This window comes from Paenibacillus alba, assembly GCF_013204855.1.
Classification (GTDB): domain Bacteria; phylum Bacillota; class Bacilli; order Paenibacillales; family NBRC-103111; genus Paenibacillus_E; species Paenibacillus_E alba.
In genome coordinates this window covers 281,592-293,994 of the sequence record NZ_JABMKZ010000006.1, presented here as the reverse complement: position 1 = coordinate 293,994, position 12,403 = coordinate 281,592, and the positions used below count along the sequence as shown (strand labels likewise).

16 protein-coding genes are annotated in these 12,403 nt (G+C 43.9%); 3 read left to right on the top strand and 13 right to left on the bottom strand.

Features of this window, described 5'->3' with window-relative positions; translation table 11 throughout:
• Nucleotides 1–463: 463 nt before the first annotated feature.
• A complete protein-coding gene (locus tag HQN90_RS11590; protein WP_173218342.1) occupies nucleotides 464–898 on the bottom strand; it encodes a hypothetical protein in 435 nt (144 codons plus the stop codon).
• A gap of 139 nt (nucleotides 899–1,037) precedes the next feature.
• On the opposite strand from HQN90_RS11590, the gene HQN90_RS11585 reads away from it, so the two are divergent.
• Complete coding sequence (locus HQN90_RS11585) at nucleotides 1,038–1,406, top strand: helix-turn-helix domain-containing protein (RefSeq protein WP_079414203.1); 369 nt, start codon at nucleotides 1,038–1,040, stop codon at nucleotides 1,404–1,406.
• A 158-nt stretch (nucleotides 1,407–1,564) separates the two neighbouring features.
• Here HQN90_RS11585 and HQN90_RS11580 read toward each other — a convergent pair whose 3' ends face one another.
• Nucleotides 1,565–2,071 (bottom strand): tyrosine-type recombinase/integrase, encoded by a 507-nt coding sequence (locus HQN90_RS11580; RefSeq protein WP_079414120.1) that lies wholly within the window; start codon nucleotides 2,069–2,071, stop codon nucleotides 1,565–1,567.
• Nucleotides 2,072–2,322: 251 nt separating this feature from the next.
• Here HQN90_RS11580 and HQN90_RS11575 point away from each other — a divergent pair, with 251 nt between their 5' ends.
• Entirely contained in the window at nucleotides 2,323–2,610 is a 288-nt protein-coding gene (locus HQN90_RS11575) for a hypothetical protein (protein WP_173218340.1), read from the top strand.
• Nucleotides 2,611–2,651: 41 nt separating this feature from the next.
• Here the strand turns inward: HQN90_RS11575 and HQN90_RS11570 are convergent, their stop codons facing one another.
• Entirely contained in the window at nucleotides 2,652–3,518 is an 867-nt protein-coding gene (locus HQN90_RS11570) for a metallophosphoesterase (protein WP_173218338.1), read from the bottom strand.
• Between the two features lie 196 nt (nucleotides 3,519–3,714).
• Here HQN90_RS11570 and HQN90_RS11565 point away from each other — a divergent pair, with 196 nt between their 5' ends.
• Nucleotides 3,715–3,894 carry an anti-repressor SinI family protein gene (locus tag HQN90_RS11565; protein WP_079414123.1) on the top strand — a complete coding sequence of 60 codons (180 nt, stop codon included), beginning with the start codon at nucleotides 3,715–3,717 and terminating at the stop codon, nucleotides 3,892–3,894.
• Nucleotides 3,895–3,915: 21 nt separating this feature from the next.
• Here the strand turns inward: HQN90_RS11565 and HQN90_RS11560 are convergent, their stop codons facing one another.
• The 10 genes from HQN90_RS11560 to HQN90_RS11515 all read right to left on the bottom strand — a co-directional run bounded on the left by HQN90_RS11560 (nucleotide 3,916) and on the right by HQN90_RS11515 (nucleotide 12,392).
• Nucleotides 3,916–4,257, bottom strand: coding sequence for a helix-turn-helix domain-containing protein (locus tag HQN90_RS11560; protein ID WP_173218336.1), 342 nt, complete (start codon nucleotides 4,255–4,257; stop codon nucleotides 3,916–3,918).
• Nucleotides 4,258–4,397: 140 nt separating this feature from the next.
• Entirely contained in the window at nucleotides 4,398–4,748 is a 351-nt protein-coding gene (locus tag HQN90_RS11555; protein ID WP_079414125.1) for a helix-turn-helix domain-containing protein, read from the bottom strand.
• Nucleotides 4,749–4,756: 8 nt separating this feature from the next.
• Nucleotides 4,757–6,559 carry a glutamine--fructose-6-phosphate transaminase (isomerizing) gene (gene glmS, locus HQN90_RS11550; protein ID WP_173218334.1) on the bottom strand — a complete coding sequence of 601 codons (1,803 nt, stop codon included), beginning with the start codon at nucleotides 6,557–6,559 and terminating at the stop codon, nucleotides 4,757–4,759.
• A gap of 26 nt (nucleotides 6,560–6,585) precedes the next feature.
• Entirely contained in the window at nucleotides 6,586–7,752 is a 1,167-nt protein-coding gene (locus HQN90_RS11545; RefSeq protein WP_173218332.1) for a DegT/DnrJ/EryC1/StrS family aminotransferase, read from the bottom strand.
• Nucleotides 7,753–7,815: 63 nt separating this feature from the next.
• Nucleotides 7,816–8,448 (bottom strand): acetyltransferase, encoded by a 633-nt coding sequence (locus HQN90_RS11540; RefSeq protein ID WP_173218330.1) that lies wholly within the window; start codon nucleotides 8,446–8,448, stop codon nucleotides 7,816–7,818.
• A gap of 15 nt (nucleotides 8,449–8,463) precedes the next feature.
• Nucleotides 8,464–9,060, bottom strand: a complete 597-nt coding sequence (locus tag HQN90_RS11535) for a sugar transferase (protein ID WP_173218328.1) — start codon at nucleotides 9,058–9,060, stop codon at nucleotides 8,464–8,466.
• A gap of 22 nt (nucleotides 9,061–9,082) precedes the next feature.
• Nucleotides 9,083–10,048, bottom strand: coding sequence for a glucosamine inositolphosphorylceramide transferase family protein (locus HQN90_RS11530; RefSeq protein ID WP_173218326.1), 966 nt, complete (start codon nucleotides 10,046–10,048; stop codon nucleotides 9,083–9,085).
• Nucleotides 10,036–10,197: a YwzD family small protein gene (locus HQN90_RS11525; protein ID WP_173218324.1), complete on the bottom strand. Its 162-nt coding sequence runs from the start codon at nucleotides 10,195–10,197 to the stop codon at nucleotides 10,036–10,038. The genes HQN90_RS11530 and HQN90_RS11525 overlap by 13 nt, the downstream gene beginning before the upstream one ends.
• 55 nt (nucleotides 10,198–10,252) lie before the next feature.
• Nucleotides 10,253–11,296: a UDP-glucose 4-epimerase GalE gene (gene galE / locus HQN90_RS11520; protein ID WP_173218481.1), complete on the bottom strand. Its 1,044-nt coding sequence runs from the start codon at nucleotides 11,294–11,296 to the stop codon at nucleotides 10,253–10,255.
• A gap of 22 nt (nucleotides 11,297–11,318) precedes the next feature.
• Nucleotides 11,319–12,392 carry an EpsG family protein gene (locus HQN90_RS11515; RefSeq protein ID WP_173218322.1) on the bottom strand — a complete coding sequence of 358 codons (1,074 nt, stop codon included), beginning with the start codon at nucleotides 12,390–12,392 and terminating at the stop codon, nucleotides 11,319–11,321.
• Nucleotides 12,393–12,403: the final 11 nt, after the last annotated feature.

The window sequence follows — 12,403 nt, the reverse complement described above, 5'->3', positions numbered from 1 at the left end:
CTTGGAATGTCCATTCTTATAGTCCGTATGTTGAAGCAAAAGTTTCTTTTTGGTAGATCACTCTATGTACGTGCGCCCTTAGAACTTGATAGGACAACGGCAGATCAAAATCCGTATAACATTTATGTGAATTGCCAATAATTTCAATATTGAACCTATTTTCCTCCGTACAAGCACACGATTTACAGAGGCAAAGTGGGATCGTCGTATGATAAAAACCCGTCTTAAAGATCTTGTTTGCGTTTTCTTTTACCATAAGTGAATTACATTGAATACAATATACAATATCTAAATTCATGATCTTCCCCCCTTAATTTCTCGGATTCAACAATTGTTACGATATGTATACAAACCAATTATAGGATACGATTTGTAACATTACAAGGGGGGAAATCCAGAATTTGTGAAAAAGGCTTGAATATCCGTTAATTCATAGACGAATCTACTGATTCTTCTAGCTTTTTCAGCATATCAGATCGACTGTATTCTCCATGGATAAAGAATCTGTTGAGTAGCTTTTAACTAGTTTACCGTATTTATTATTCTGTTTGGCGGCTAGCTGATTAATCATATATATCATTTCAGAATCCGTATCTGCATGCTTGTCCTGTTTAATGATTGCTTTATACACGTATTCATTTTCCGTATTGCTGACTAGCGTAATGCCGCCGAAAACTTGAATGGATTGATTAAAAATGGTCAGTTCAAATCCATAAGTGACCTGGTGATTCGTTGGCAAGCATAACGAGCTAATAAATTTAAAATGATATTTCTCAAGCTCTATAATGTCAATTAATGTATATTTGCTATTAATAGGTTGATCTCGAATTTGAACAATATTTAACTTGCCTATAAACGGTACCACTAATGCCAATTTATTCCTTTTCTCCACTGCCATTCCCATAACTCTCCTTTATAGTTTCATCTTTTATCTAGTCAAATGAATCTCCGCTTTGCTATAATAGTTCTCTGATACAGCCTTAAAAAGCAGTGGATATTGGTTATAGGAAATATAAATAGTGAGGAATGATACCTACTTGAAGTATGGAGATCGCATTGCGCAATTACGTGAAAAAAGAGGACTGACTCAAGAAGAACTATCCACGAAAATCGGGATTTCTCGAGCTGCTCTTTCGCATTATGAAACCAATCGCCGTGAGCCCGATTACGAAACGATTAATAAGATTGCAACTTTCTTTCATGTTACGATTGATTACTTGCTAGGTAGAACAGATCAACCCGAAATGGTTCTTGATCACGATGTTCGCGAATTCGTTGAACATCTCGATTTGACGGATGAAAGCATTCTCAAAAAGTTTTCTTTAACGGTAGATGGCAGAAGGCTGACTCCCGAAGAAGCAAGAAGATTTATCGCTTTTGTGAGAGCTGAGCGCTCTTTGGAGTAGGTTGTGAGGAAGATATCCCTGTTGTAGGCTGAAACTTCTGTGGGTCAATTCCTAGCTGCTGAAGTACTTGATGAATGTTAACCAGAATTTTTTCTTCGTGTTTCATAAAGAAGTCACACTCCCAACGCTCAGCTATGATCTTTGAATTGAAGTGATGGCTAGCTCGTCACACCGATATATCTTAAAGTAACGGATGGGGCCGATTGATTGAATAAATCTCTCAAAACGGAGACGTTTTTCGTTTTTAGGTAATAATGATAACCATATGTTTTGCGGAGCGTGTGCGTACCAATATCAGATAGCCCCACCTGCTTGGCGGCTTCGCTTAGAATCCGATAAACCCGAATTCTCTTAATTGGATTACCCGTTCGTTGGGATGGAAATAAGAAATTGTCTTCATCCATATATTTGATATAATCCTCAATAAATACCTTGAGCTGTGTAGAAAGCTGAAACGTCTTTAATTTACCCGTCTTTTCCTCCCGCACATGTACGATATTTCGATCCATCACATCTTTTACTTTCAAAGATAGAAGATCACTTAGATGGAGTCCCGAATTAATCCCAATTGTGAATAGAAGCCAGTCTCGAATCGACTGTTCTTTCAACACGGCTTGTATGGCTTCGATTTTCTCTTGTTCTCTAATAGGCTGAACAACTTGCATGAGTTGCACCTCACATCATTTTAATCGGATTCATTTTATGCGATACTAATTGTATCCAAAAATACTAAAAAAAATAGTTTCCTTCTAAAACCCCCCTCTTTATTACCATATGATACATATTGTATCACAAATGTTAGAAATGATCTATGCCTTTTCTAGTTCTCAAAACCTAATATTTACGATATAATTCTTAATAACGAACAGCCACTCCTACATACATATTAATTTATCATGAAGGGAGGTTAGGTACAATGTTTAAAATCACCAGAATATCCCTGATCCTTTTACTGTTTAGCGCTATACTTTTTCCCGCCTATGCTTCTGCATCAACAGGCTCAAATAACTCCTCCGTGAACAAAAAAACGGCCACACAAACGATTCAACAACTATTCTCTCACTTCACTAGCAATAAAAAAGAGAGCAAAGAAGATTTAGATGATTTCATGAAGAAAAACTCGAAAAACTTCGATAAGATCAAGTGGGAAGACATGGACTGCAAAGATTCTTATGATATTTGGAAAAAATGGTTCTGCTATTAGCTTCCACTCCGTTGGCGTAAGCCAGCGGAGCTTCTGCAGGGCTACATCTGCTTAGCCTCAAGGTCGAAAACTGTCATCTCTGGCCGGCAATTGAAGCGGATCGGAAACAACGTTGTTCCTATCCCGCGATTCGTATACACATGAAATTCACTTCCCGCGAAGCTGTAGAGCCCCATCGGATACTTCTGAGCCAAATCTGGTATAAAGATGCTCCCGTAAAAAGGAATTCGTATCTGTCCCCCATGGCTGTGACCAGAGAGCTGCAAATCTACTGGAAAGGCTAAGGCTGTATCTGCAAAATCAGGTTCATGGGCAAGTAAAAGGACGAAATCGTCCTTGCCTACCCCCTTCAACGCAAGCGGCAAGTCAGGCTGACCATGGAACATTTCATCTATACCTACCACCTGCATGCGCTCGTGTCCTCGTACAATCGAGCGGCTTCCGTTAATAAGTACGGTAAAACCCGAGCGCTCCAGCACATCCACGACTCGTTTGGCATTCAAACGCATATCGTGATTACCGAGGACAGCAAATTTGCCCAGCTGAGCTTGCAGTCGTGCGAGAATTGGAATAACGTCATCGCTTACTTCCCCGAATTTGGAATCAAATAGATCCCCTGTAAAGCAGATCAAATCAGGCTTCTGCTTTTGCACCAGTTCCACGACTTCTTCCAATCGTTTCAAACTGTAATACTTCCCAATATGTGTATCGCTGAATTGAACAATACGCATACCAGCGAAAGAGGATGGAAAACGCCGGTAGGCCAGTGGAACCCTTTTGACTTGAATCCAGAACCGCTCTCCAAAAATACTATAAAGACCGCCAACTCCGGCTAGGGCAGCAAGGGCTTTAAGGGTAAAAAGGCCATTCTTGAGAAACGTCCTACGGCTAAGGCGCTTACCATTCACAAGGTAGTCCCTCCCCTCTCTCGTTTATTGGGGTCATCTTCCGTATTCACGCGTTATTTGTCGAGGGATCTACAATAGTCCTGATACACTTTGTATAATTTTAATATTTTCAGGATTGATTTCACGGAAAAAACGTGCAATAATAAGCAGTAAGATACGATTTGTATCACATAGGATGATTGTGGAGGGGTTAACTATGAGTATGTTAAACCAGATGAAAACCGAAGAGTTTGATGCAGAGTGGATGAATCTGATTATAAGTGCACGTAAATTAGGTCTTACGTTGGAGGATATCCGCGCATTCCTAAGAAGCCCCTATCAACCTATGAAAAATCCACACCTGACAACAGCAAACAATACCTGCACGTCCTCGTAGAATTCACAAACAAACGCAATACTACTCATCGTTCGGACGTTTCATTCTCCATTTATTAAAATCTAAAAATTCCCGGAACTGCTGTTTGTCAACCCCAGAAGTCATGGCTTCCTTAATGATCTCATACCATTCCTGATCCAGCTCACCGTCGTTTGGAGCCATTTCTTCCTGATCATCAATTAACCTGTCAACAGGCACCTTTAGTACAGCTGCAATTTTCTCAAGAAATTGAATCGACGGATTCTTCTGAATATCCCGTTCCAAGCTGCTAATATATGACTTCGCCACGCCAGCGCGCTCTGCCAGTTCTGTCAGGGACAGGCCTTTCTCTTTCCGCAATTGTTGCACTCGTTTACCAATCATTTCGGATCTTCCCTCTTCGTGAAGTTATAGTTGCTCTTGTTGTTAGTATAGCAGAATTTCTTACAACGAACAAATTTGTTTGTTATTAAGAACGGCATTTTACCAAAAAAAAGGTTCTTTGGGTCAACGCCGTTAATGGATTACTGCTTATTCATCGTTTTATCATCGTGCCATTTCATAAAATCAATTAAAATTTTAAATTCATGGATGCGTTCCTTGGCTATGCCTGATTGTTTCAAGTAAAAAACAAAATCGATCCACTCTTGATCCAGCTGGGGATTGGTGTCCACATCTACGGCTATTTTTAACAGCGTTTTCAAATCTACCTTCAGAACCAAAGCAATTCTTTCCATGACATGGATGGACGGGTTCTGTTTCAGATTGCGTTCAATATTGCTTAAATAGGATTTAGAGATCCCCGTCCGCTCGGAAAGCTCGGACAACGTATAGCCCCTTTGTTTGCGAATGCTTGAAATGTTTTGTCCGATCATGGTCTCCATCACTCCACAGTGACACTCTTGGCAAGATTTCTGGGTTTATCAATATCGCACCCTCGATATAGCGCAGCATAATAAGCAATGAGCTGGAACGGAATGACAGAAACAAGCGGTGTTAGCCATTCATGGACGGCAGGCAAAATAACATGATCTTCTTTCTCCGCTATCCCTTCGATGCTAATCATGCAGACATGCGCGCCGCGTGCTTTGACCTCCTGAACATTGCTGCGAAGATTAGCTCTAACATGAGCTTGCGTCAGGAGTGCAATCACCGGAGTACCTTCCTCAATCAACGCAATCGTACCGTGCTTCAGCTCTCCGCCCGGAAACCCTTCTGCTTGAATATAAGAAATCTCCTTCAGCTTGAGCGCGCCTTCCAAACAAGCATAGTAGTCCACACCCCGACCGATAAAAAAGCAGTTGTGCGAATCATTTAAATATTGCCAAACGATCTCTTCCATAACTTCCTTGTGATTAATCATAATTTCCATGGCATTCGCGGCAATACTTAATTCATGCGCAGGGTTCACATCTATCTGAATCCCCTTGGCACGTGCGCTATCGAATGCCAATATGGCTAGGACAGCGATTTGTGCTGTATAAGCCTTCGTGGAGGCTACCGCTATCTCCGGTCCGGCATGCGTCAATAAGGTATACGTGGCTTCGCGAGATAGCGTTGAACCTGGAACGTTGGTTATCGTCAAAGAGCTGTGGCCCATTTGTTTGATATCGACTAACACACCTCGAATGTCCGCTGTTTCTCCACTTTGCGAAATAAAGATAAAAAACGGGTTCGGTGACAGGATAGGTCTGTTATATAAGAATTCACTGGCAATGTGTGTTTCAACGGGTATATCCGCTATACGCTCAATGAGCTGCTTCCCCGCTAATCCAGCGTGGTAGCTTGTACCACAAGCAATAATATAGATCCGATCAGCTTTCTTCATGCACGTGCGAATCTTGCTATCAATAACCAATTCCCCAGCAGCATCTTGATATTTGGAAATAACCTTGCGAATAACGACCGGCTGTTCGTCGATTTCCTTCAGCATATAGTGCGGGTAAGGCCCTTTTTCTATATCGCTGGCATTCAGCTTGACGTGAAAAGGTCTGCGCTGAATGACCTCACCGTTCAAGTTTTGAATCCTTTTGAAGTTCTGCCGCAGAATGACGATTTCCTCATCCATCAATTCGACAAATTGATTCGTTACTTGCAGCATGGCCATAGCATCACTAGCAATAACATGGAAATCTGGACCGAGTCCGATCAGCAGCGGGCTCTTATTTTTCCCCACATAGATCGTTTCCAAATCTTGATTGTCTAATAAGGCAACGGCATAGGAACCTTTGATCTCCAAGAGCAGCTGCCTGAAAGCCTCCTCCACAGCTAATCCACTGTCCACCCATTTATCCAGCAATTGCACAATAACTTCTGTATCCGTTTCACTAGCGAAAGGTGTTCCCAGCAAGTATTGTGTTCTAAGCTCTTCATAGTTTTCGATCACTCCGTTATGCACAACCGTAAATCGCCCGCTGTTGCTAAGATGAGGATGAGCATTTCTCCGACTTGGCTTCCCGTGCGTGGCCCATCGGGTGTGACCGATTCCTACTGTCGCCTGCTCCTGCTCATCGATTGCCTCGCGAAGGGCAGCAATGCGGCCCTGTTCTTTGTAGACATGCAGTCCACTGTCGTTTAACAGGGCGATCCCTGATGAGTCATAACCTCTGTATTCAAGCTTCTCCAGCCCTTTCACTAAAATTTCCTTCGCATCTTGATTACCGATGTATCCGACAATTCCGCACATGGCTAATGATACCTCCTGTATAGTAGTTAACTGGAATGAATCGTTTGCAGGATTGATTTCTTCACACACGAGATTACCCTGGTCTGGTCATCTTCTGTCATTTGAGATCCGGAAGGCAGACATAAACCTTTATGAAACAATTGTTCAGATACCATTTCCTTGTCCTGATGCGGATAAAATACGGCTCCTTCAAACAGCGGCTGCAGATGAAGCGGCTTCCATACCGGACGAGCTTCAATGTTTTGTGCCGTCAAGGCTGCGAACACTTCCTGCACGCTAGCCCCCGCTTCTTGCTCGTCTATGGTTAAGACGGTGAGCCAACGATTCGAACGGGAATTGGCTAGTTCCGGCATGAAATGAATGCCAGGTACAGAGGACAACGCTTCTTGATACCTGTCAAAAATCAATCTTCTAGCTTGAACACGCTCATTCAGCACCTCTAATTGAGCTCTGCCAATGCCTGCCAGCACATTACTCAGCCGGTAATTAAAGCCCAATTGGCTGTGCTGGTAGTGGGCAGCTTGATCTCTTGCTTGTGTAGCTAAAAAACGAGCTCTCTTTAGCTGTTCCATATCATTAGACACCAGCATGCCGCCGCCTGACGTGGATATGATTTTGTTCCCGTTAAAGGAATACACGCCAAATCGGCCAAAGGAGCCGCTTGCTTTGCCGCGATAGGTGGAACCCAAGGATTCAGCCGCATCCTCGATAATCGGAATATCAAAGTCATCGCACAACTGAACAATTTCGTCCATTTTAGCACTTTGGCCATAGAGATTGACGACGATAACGGCTTTGGGCAATTGCCCCGCGCGCCTCGCGTCAAGCAGTGCGCGCTCCAGAGCCTGTGGCGACATATTCCATGTCTCCGGCTCAGAATCAATAAAGACAGGCCTTGCTCCGCAATAGACAATTGGGTTTGCGCTGGCTACAAAGGTAAGGCTTGAGCAGAAAACCGTATCGCCTGCTTTCACATCCAGCAGCTGCAAAGCGAGATGAATGGCCGCTGTCCCTGAGCTGACTGCCGCGGCATCCTTAACGCCTACATAGGCAGCAAGCTCCTTCTCAAAAGCGTCCACATGCGGACCCAGCGGCGCGATCCAATTTGTATCAAAAGCATCCTGGATATATGTCATTTCATTCCCGCTCATGTGTGGAGGAGAAAGAAATATTTTCTTATTTTGTAGCGACATAGAATTAATTTCACTGCCTTCCTAATTGGTGATATAAATCAATAGCCATGTTCCCTCAGATTCCTATGAAGACTTAGCAATCATCCGTGCAGGCGTGCCTACTGCTGTACGATAAGCTGGAATATCATGGATGACTGTTGCACCTGCTCCTACAGTCGCCCACTCCCCCATCCTCTTTCCTGGAATAATCGTTGCACCTGCACCGATCATAGCCCCTTCATGGGCAACGACAGCGCCTGTCAGCAAGGCTTTTGGGGCGATGTGGACATAATCACCGACATAGGAGTCGTGTTCAACGATTGCGCCCGAATTAATGATAGCGTGATCCCCTATGATTACATCGGCATTGACAATGGTATAAGCCATGATCACCGACCCGACTCCGATTGAAGCACTTCCGCTAACGATGGCAGAATCATGAATGAGAGTCACATAGCTTTCGCTGGTTAAACCAAGTCGATCTGCAATGGTCTTGCGAATTTGATTGCTGCCGATTCCAATCACAAATTTGAGCGAGCTGATCTGATCTGCCAGATCATGTGCGGAGGATATAGGACCTCGGTAGACGTCGCCAACGAGTTGTAATTGTTCATACTTGTCATCCAAGATAGCCCTGACCGTGTACCCTTGCTTCGATCCGATTAAATCCTTGATTACTTTGCTATGACCGCCTTCACCTATGAGGGCAAGATCCATTATGTATCACAACCTTCATGAGAGGTTCGAACCCGAGAATTTCTCCATCGTTACATGATTGCCATGACTGATCCCATCGGACTTCAGAACCTTCACAACGGTTAATGCGAGGATTTTCATATCAAGAAGAAAACTTTGATTCTCCACGTACCAGACATCCAGCTTAAATTTATCTTCCCAGGAGATTTGGTTTCTGCCGTTGACTTGGGCCCATCCGGTAATGCCCGGCCGAACCAGATGCCGTTTGGCTTGTTCCTCTGAATAAAGCGGCAAATAATCCATTAATAGCGGTCTTGGCCCTACCAAGCTCAAATCCCCTTGAATCACATTAACCAATTGCAGGAGTTCATCCAGACTATACTTCCTTAGCAATTTGCCAAATGAGGTTAATCTAACGGAATCCGGAAGCAATTTCCCCGCGTCATCGCGTTCATCCGTCATGGTACGAAACTTATACAGTTGAATCGGTTTCCCATGCAATCCAGGTCTCTGCTGCTTGAAGATCACAGGAGCTCCCAGCTTGAATCTTACGAGAACCGCGACAATCCCGATGATCGGGAGAAATAAAACAAAGCAAGGAATCGCTGCCAATAAATCAAATAATCGCTTCATATGCTATCTTCTCCTACTGATCTTAACTAAACATCCGTGATTTAATCCGATCCAGCTTCCATGCAAAATAGTTCCACCTTTTCGTCCTCTGGCCATCTACCGCTACCAGCCACTGCGTATCGCTAATCATGAGCTGGTCAATATGGTGCATGCCGTCTTTCCGCCAGTCTCGCTCTTTATTCGTGCCTCGCAGCACGAGCGACACTTCCTCATCCGTATACTCAAATTCAGAAAGTGTATGTACTTTGAACACGCGCACAGAATTTCCGTAATATTGGGAACCATCTTGGGTATAGCGGTACAGTTGACTTCCCATTGCGACGAGGCGTCCTCCAGGTCTTGTAATCCTTTTGTCATTCGTAATGATAGGATTATGAGGATGCTCCATCCATGGACCCAATAACTGGTCTGCGTGGAATAAATGAAGGTTGCCTCCTTCGGAGCCGGCAAATATCCACCACTTGTCTTCATGCTTCACAATGGAAGGATCCAGGAAGTTTCCTTCAAATAACACCGAAACGACTTCCCATTGGAATGGAAATTGCTTCGCCTTGTATAACAATACACGCCCAGCTCCTGAGGTCTCCGGCAGCATATAGACGTCATCCCCGATGACAAACACCTGCGGGTACGACAGATGAAAGCTTTCACGCAGCACAATTCGCTGATATTCCCACTTCGCTCCGTCATCACTGATCGCTAAACCAATTTCCCCCCGTGCCGAGCCCTTATTAAAGACTTCAAAAAACAAGTAAAATTTCTGCTTATATGTGATGATAAAAGGGTCCGCTACAAATTCGGCTTGCACATCACGAACATCGGATGCTTGCAGAGAGGGCGTATCCAAATTGGTCTCCATACAGAAAGTCGAAATCATATGTTCGGATTGGAAAACCTTAATTGACCAAATTTGAGCAACCATTCCCTTCTGCATCAAAGACAGCAAATTCGAGAATTTCCGCATAGATTTGCTGTTTAGGATTGACAAGTCACTTCCTCCCTCAGGACCAACATAATCTGCCTTTTTATTTCTTCAATGAGCTCATTGGCCTTCAGATGTTCCGATTCCTTACCGATCCTGTAGACGTCGATGACAATTTCTCTCATCTGTTGACTTGTCAATGCAGATATATCCATGAATAAGACCTCTTTATCTATTAATAATGTATGTGTGGTGTCTACAGGATCACTGCTAGGATATTCCCGCGCGAAGCAGAGGCTTCTCCTTGTTATACCCTTGCGGATTATTCACTTGCCAACGCCAAGCATCCTCGCACATCTCTTCAATGCCCTTCTGGGCAACCCAGCCGAGTTCTCTTGCCGCCTTGGAAGGGTCTGAATAACAGATGCCGATATCTCCTGGCCGCCGGTCCGTCATCCGATACGAAATATGCTGGCCGGTTACTTTTTCGAAGGAGATCACCATTTCCATCACGCTGTAGCCACGCCCAGTCCCTAGGTTGTACGCTTCTACGCCCGTAGATGACAGCACCTTCTCCAGTGCTTTCAAGTGCCCTCTAGCCAGATCCACAACATGGATATAATCCCTTACCCCCGTGCCGTCCAGTGTCGGATAATCGCTTCCGTAAATGTGCAGCTCCGTTAACTCGCCTACGGCCACTTGCGTAATATAAGGCATCAGATTATTCGGTTTTCCACTCGGGTCCTCACCTAGCTTGCCACTGCTGTGAGCACCAATTGGGTTAAAATAACGCAGCAGCGCAATACTCCATTCCCTATCTGAAGCATACAGATCGGTCATGATCTCTTCGATCATTAGCTTCGTTCTCCCATAAGCGTTCGTTGCGCTAAGCGGGAAATCTTCAGAAATCGGCACGCTGTCCGACATGCCATACACCGTAGCGGATGAGCTGAATACGATTGCCTTAACCGCATATTCCTGCATTAACTGGCAGAGTACGAGCGTGCCCGTAATATTATTATGGTAGTAGCGAAGCGGGAGCCGAACCGATTCCCCTACGGCTTTGAAACCAGCCAGATGAATGACTGCGTCTATCTCATTTTGCTCAAAAATGATTTCCATTGCCTCTCGGTCCAAGAGATCTGTCTCATAGAAGGTGAAATCCTTCCCCGTTAATTCCTTCACCCGTCTTAGCGATTCCATACTGCTGTTGGCAAGATTGTCTACAACCACGATCTCATATCCTGCATTTAATAATTCCAAACAGGTATGACTCCCTATATAACCAGCACCACCAGTAACAAGGACTGCCATCATCTATACCCCCTATCCATTATTAGAACCTTAAGTAATCGCTATTATAAAAAATATGCAAGGTCACTACGTTCTCGTAGTAGAAATACACGAAATAAAAAGCAAGAATCGCGTAGTAAATCAGTTTCTGCTCTCTTCTGACAAATAAGCTAATGACCCATGACATGAGAATGACATTATATAAGCCGAAGTAGATCGTGAACCTCGCGAAAATCCAATTCTGCGTAGCCACAGCCATGATCACAAAATTCAGCAAGGACATATTCACGATGTAATCGCTTTGCGGAAATAACGCTCTGAGTTTATGTCTTCCCAAATAAGCAAACACGAGAGGGACAGCGCTCACGGCTACGCGAATGACATTAGCTCCGCCTTCCTGAAAGTTCTTGTACTCACTGTAATGCGTATCCGCGATAGCTGAGAATATGGCATCCGACAACACGTTATATCCCAGAATTAAGATGACCGCCATGAATAGGAGTACGAACGTCGAGGCTGCCCATGCCTTTCTTCGAACAATGAAATAGATAGGAATAAGGATTAGAGCACTCTCATGAAAAGTAGAAGCGAAGGCAACTACGAGAAAGTACTTTTGCCAGCTTCCAGAGAATAAATACTTGGTAGCCGCAAATACAAGGGCAGATGCCAGAAACTGGCGAACGCCGTTCATCGAAACAATGTACAGCCCCGATGTGATATAGACATAGATACTCATCTCAAATAGCTTTGAATACTTGTAGAACACATAGACAATGAGCACATTGGTCACTAGTGCAGTTAAGAAGATTAACAATTGCGGATTCGCCGTAAATGATTTCAAAATCATTTGCAGGATGCCAAAGCCAATATCCTTTTCTGCCAGAACCTGCTCCCAGGTGAAATCATTGAGCTTGTAGGCATACATATAAAAGAACGTATCGCCTATGTTGTTGCGCAGCCCTGCTATGACAACAAATGTAGCCATAACGATGGCAGCCAACCATTTATTAGGCTTTATCATTAGTGGTCCAGAGCCGATTGTCACTGGTTTGCCCAAATATCTGGAGAAGAAAGATGCCACATAAACGACAATCAGATTAACCCATAAGATAGCCATTTGGATATTCC

Bases quoted from the DNA above. Each gene is read 5' to 3' on its own strand.
- HQN90_RS11590 (WP_173218342.1), bottom strand. From the start codon at position 898: ATGGCAGTGGAGAAAAGGAATAAATTGGCATTAGTGGTACCGTTTATA.
- HQN90_RS11580 (WP_079414120.1), bottom strand. From the start codon at position 2,071: ATGCAAGTTGTTCAGCCTATTAGAGAACAAGAGAAAATCGAAGCCATA.
- HQN90_RS11575 (WP_173218340.1), top strand. From the start codon at position 2,323: ATGTTTAAAATCACCAGAATATCCCTGATCCTTTTACTGTTTAGCGCT.
- HQN90_RS11565 (WP_079414123.1), top strand. From the start codon at position 3,715: ATGAGTATGTTAAACCAGATGAAAACCGAAGAGTTTGATGCAGAGTGG.
- HQN90_RS11560 (WP_173218336.1), bottom strand. From the start codon at position 4,257: ATGATTGGTAAACGAGTGCAACAATTGCGGAAAGAGAAAGGCCTGTCC.
- HQN90_RS11555 (WP_079414125.1), bottom strand. From the start codon at position 4,748: ATGATCGGACAAAACATTTCAAGCATTCGCAAACAAAGGGGCTATACG.
- glmS (WP_173218334.1), bottom strand. From the start codon at position 6,559: ATGTGCGGAATTGTCGGATACATCGGTAATCAAGATGCGAAGGAAATT.
- HQN90_RS11545 (WP_173218332.1), bottom strand. From the start codon at position 7,752: ATGTCGCTACAAAATAAGAAAATATTTCTTTCTCCTCCACACATGAGC.
- HQN90_RS11540 (WP_173218330.1), bottom strand. From the start codon at position 8,448: ATGGATCTTGCCCTCATAGGTGAAGGCGGTCATAGCAAAGTAATCAAG.
- HQN90_RS11535 (WP_173218328.1), bottom strand. From the start codon at position 9,060: ATGAAGCGATTATTTGATTTATTGGCAGCGATTCCTTGCTTTGTTTTA.
- HQN90_RS11525 (WP_173218324.1), bottom strand. From the start codon at position 10,197: ATGGATATATCTGCATTGACAAGTCAACAGATGAGAGAAATTGTCATC.
- galE (WP_173218481.1), bottom strand. From the start codon at position 11,296: ATGGCAGTCCTTGTTACTGGTGGTGCTGGTTATATAGGGAGTCATACC.
- HQN90_RS11515 (WP_173218322.1), bottom strand. From the start codon at position 12,392: ATGGCTATCTTATGGGTTAATCTGATTGTCGTTTATGTGGCATCTTTC.